At 70.3% G+C, this 2,487-nt stretch carries 2 protein-coding genes; both read right to left on the reverse strand.

Features of this window, described 5'->3' with window-relative positions; all coding sequences use genetic code 11:
• Nucleotides 1-157: 157 nt before the first annotated feature.
• Nucleotides 158-1,858 (reverse strand): methylmalonyl-CoA mutase, encoded by a 1,701-nt coding sequence (locus GUY61_RS37420; protein WP_166634742.1) that lies wholly within the window; start codon nucleotides 1,856-1,858, stop codon nucleotides 158-160.
• A 174-nt stretch (nucleotides 1,859-2,032) separates the two neighbouring features.
• Nucleotides 2,033-2,365: a DUF3817 domain-containing protein gene (locus tag GUY61_RS37425; protein ID WP_166634743.1), complete on the reverse strand. Its 333-nt coding sequence runs from the start codon at nucleotides 2,363-2,365 to the stop codon at nucleotides 2,033-2,035.
• Nucleotides 2,366-2,487 lie beyond the last annotated feature (122 nt).

Below are 2,487 nucleotides of genomic sequence, written 5' to 3' on the forward strand. Positions count from 1 at the left end.
CGCCGGGCACGGCCGTCCCGCACACGGATGGGCGGGCCCCGGCCGGGCACACGCCGGTCCGGCACGGACCGGGTGCGCAGGAACCGGACGGACAGGAACCGGACGGGCAGGGACCGGGCGCGCCCGGGGCACAGACCCCGGGCGGGCCGGTCGCGGCTCAGAAGCCCGCGGGCTCCGTGTAGACGCCCCATTCGGCGCGGAGAGCGTCGCAGATCTCTCCCAGCGTGGCCTCGGCGCGCACCGCGTCGAGCATCGGCCCGATCATGTTGGAGCCGTCCCGGGCGGCGGCCAGCATGGCGTCCAGCGAGGCGCGCACCGCGGCCCCGTCCCGGCCCGCCTTGCGGTCGGCGAGCGTACGGACCTGCTCGCGCTCCACCTCGTGGCTGACCCGCAGGATCTCCAGGTCGCCGGTGACGGAGCCGGTGTGGCAGTTGACGCCGACAACCTTCTTCTCGCCCTTCTCCAGGGCCTGTTGGTAGACGAAGGCGGACTCGGCGATCTCACCGGTGAACCAGCCGTCCTCGATGCCGCGCAGGATGCCGGAGGTGATGGGCCCGATGGGGTGCTGCCCGTCGGGGTGGGCCCGCAGGCCGCGCTCCTTGATCTGGTCGAAGATCCGCTCGGCGTCCGCCTCGATGCGGTCCGTCAGCTGCTCGACGTACCAGGAACCGCCCAGCGGGTCGGCCACGTTGGCGACGCCGGTCTCCTCCATGAGGACCTGCTGGGTGCGCAGGGCGATCTCCGCGGCCTGTTCGCTGGGCAGGGCCAGGGTCTCGTCGAGGGCGTTGGTGTGCAGGGAGTTGGTGCCGCCCAGCACGGCCGCCAGCGCCTCCACGGCGGTGCGCACGACGTTGTTGTAGGGCTGCTGCGCGGTCAGCGACACCCCGGCGGTCTGGGTGTGGAAGCGGAGCCACTGCGCCTTGTCCGTCCTGGCGCCGTAGACCTCCTTCATCCAGCGGGCCCAGATCCGGCGCGCGGCGCGGAACTTGGCGATCTCCTCGAAGAAGTCGACGTGCGCGTCGAAGAAGAAGGAAAGCCCCGGGGCGAACACGTCGACGTCGAGGCCGCGGGAGAGGCCGAGTTCGACGTAGCCGAAGCCGTCGGCCAGCGTGTACGCCAGTTCCTGCGCGGCCGTGGAGCCGGCCTCGCGGATGTGGTAGCCGGACACGGACAGCGGCTTGTACGCGGGGATGGAGCGGGCGCAGTGCTCCATCAGGTCGCCGATCAGGCGGAGGTGGGGCTCGGGACCGAACAGCCACTCCTTCTGCGCGATGTACTCCTTGAAGATGTCGGTCTGGAGCGTGCCGTTCAGCACGGCGGGGTCGACGCCCTGGCGTTCGGCTGCGACCAGATACATGCAGAAGACGGGGACGGCGGGGCCGCTGATGGTCATCGAGGTGGTGACGTCGCCGAGCGGGATGTCCTTGAAGAGGACCTCCATGTCGGCGGCGGAGTCGATGGCGACGCCGCAGTGCCCCACCTCGCCGAGTGAGCGCGGGTCGTCGGAGTCGCGGCCCATCAGGGTGGGCATGTCGAAGGCCACCGACAGCCCGCCGCCGCCGGCGGCGAGGATCATCTTGTAGCGCTCGTTGGTCTGCTCGGCGTTGCCGAACCCCGCGAACTGGCGGATGGTCCAGGTGCGGCCGCGGTAGCCCGTGGCGTGGAGCCCCCGGGTGAAGGGGTACTCGCCGGGCCAGCCGATCCGCTCGAAGCCCTCGTAGGAGTCGCCGGGCGCGGGCCCGTAGACGGGCTCGACCGGATCCCCGGAGAGCGTGGTGAAATCCGCGTCGCGCTTCCTCGCGGAGTCGTACCGGGCCTGCCAGCGGCGGCGGCCCTCTTCGATGGCGTCGGCATCCATACCCTCGAATTTACTAGGACGTCCAAGTAAATGTCGATGGCAGACCGCCGCACGACTCCGTACGGCGGTGGGGAGCGGACTCCGATCAGGCGCCGGCCGGCCTCCGGTCAGCCCTGGACGCGTGCTCCGATCGGGTGACGGACGGGCTCCGGCCGGGCTCCGGCCGGGCTCCCGTCAGGCCTTGACGGCCTGCGGGGAGCCGTCGGCGATCAGCGGCCCGGCCTCGCGGACGACCTGGCGCTCGACGAAGAAGGCGGCGGTCGGGATGGTCCCGGAGATCAGCACCCACAGGAGTTTGCCGAACGACCACTTCATCTTGGAGCCCAGGTCGAAGGCGAAGACCAGGTAGATCATGAAGAGGACGCCGTGGATCTGCGAGACCACGAGCGTGAGGCCTTCGCCCGTCTCGAACCCGTACTTGGCGACCATGCAGGCGCAGAGCACGAGCAGCATGACGGCGGTGACATAGGCCATCACGCGGTAGCGGGTCAGGACGCTTTGTTTCATGGCAATGAGCGTAACCGCAGCTTCGGGTCGATCTTCGCCCACCCCGCCCGTGGGTGTCTTTCCGTTGCTGGTCATGGGGTTCACCTCCGGGTCGCCTGGCGGCGGACCCACAGATTGACGAG

Source organism: Streptomyces sp. GC420 (assembly GCF_009916105.1).
Classification (GTDB): domain Bacteria; phylum Actinomycetota; class Actinomycetes; order Streptomycetales; family Streptomycetaceae; genus Streptomyces.

Bases quoted from the DNA above. Each gene is read 5' to 3' on its own strand.
- GUY61_RS37420 (WP_166634742.1), bottom strand. From the start codon at position 1,858: ATGGATGCCGACGCCATCGAAGAGGGCCGCCGCCGCTGGCAGGCCCGG.
- GUY61_RS37425 (WP_166634743.1), bottom strand. From the start codon at position 2,365: ATGAAACAAAGCGTCCTGACCCGCTACCGCGTGATGGCCTATGTCACC.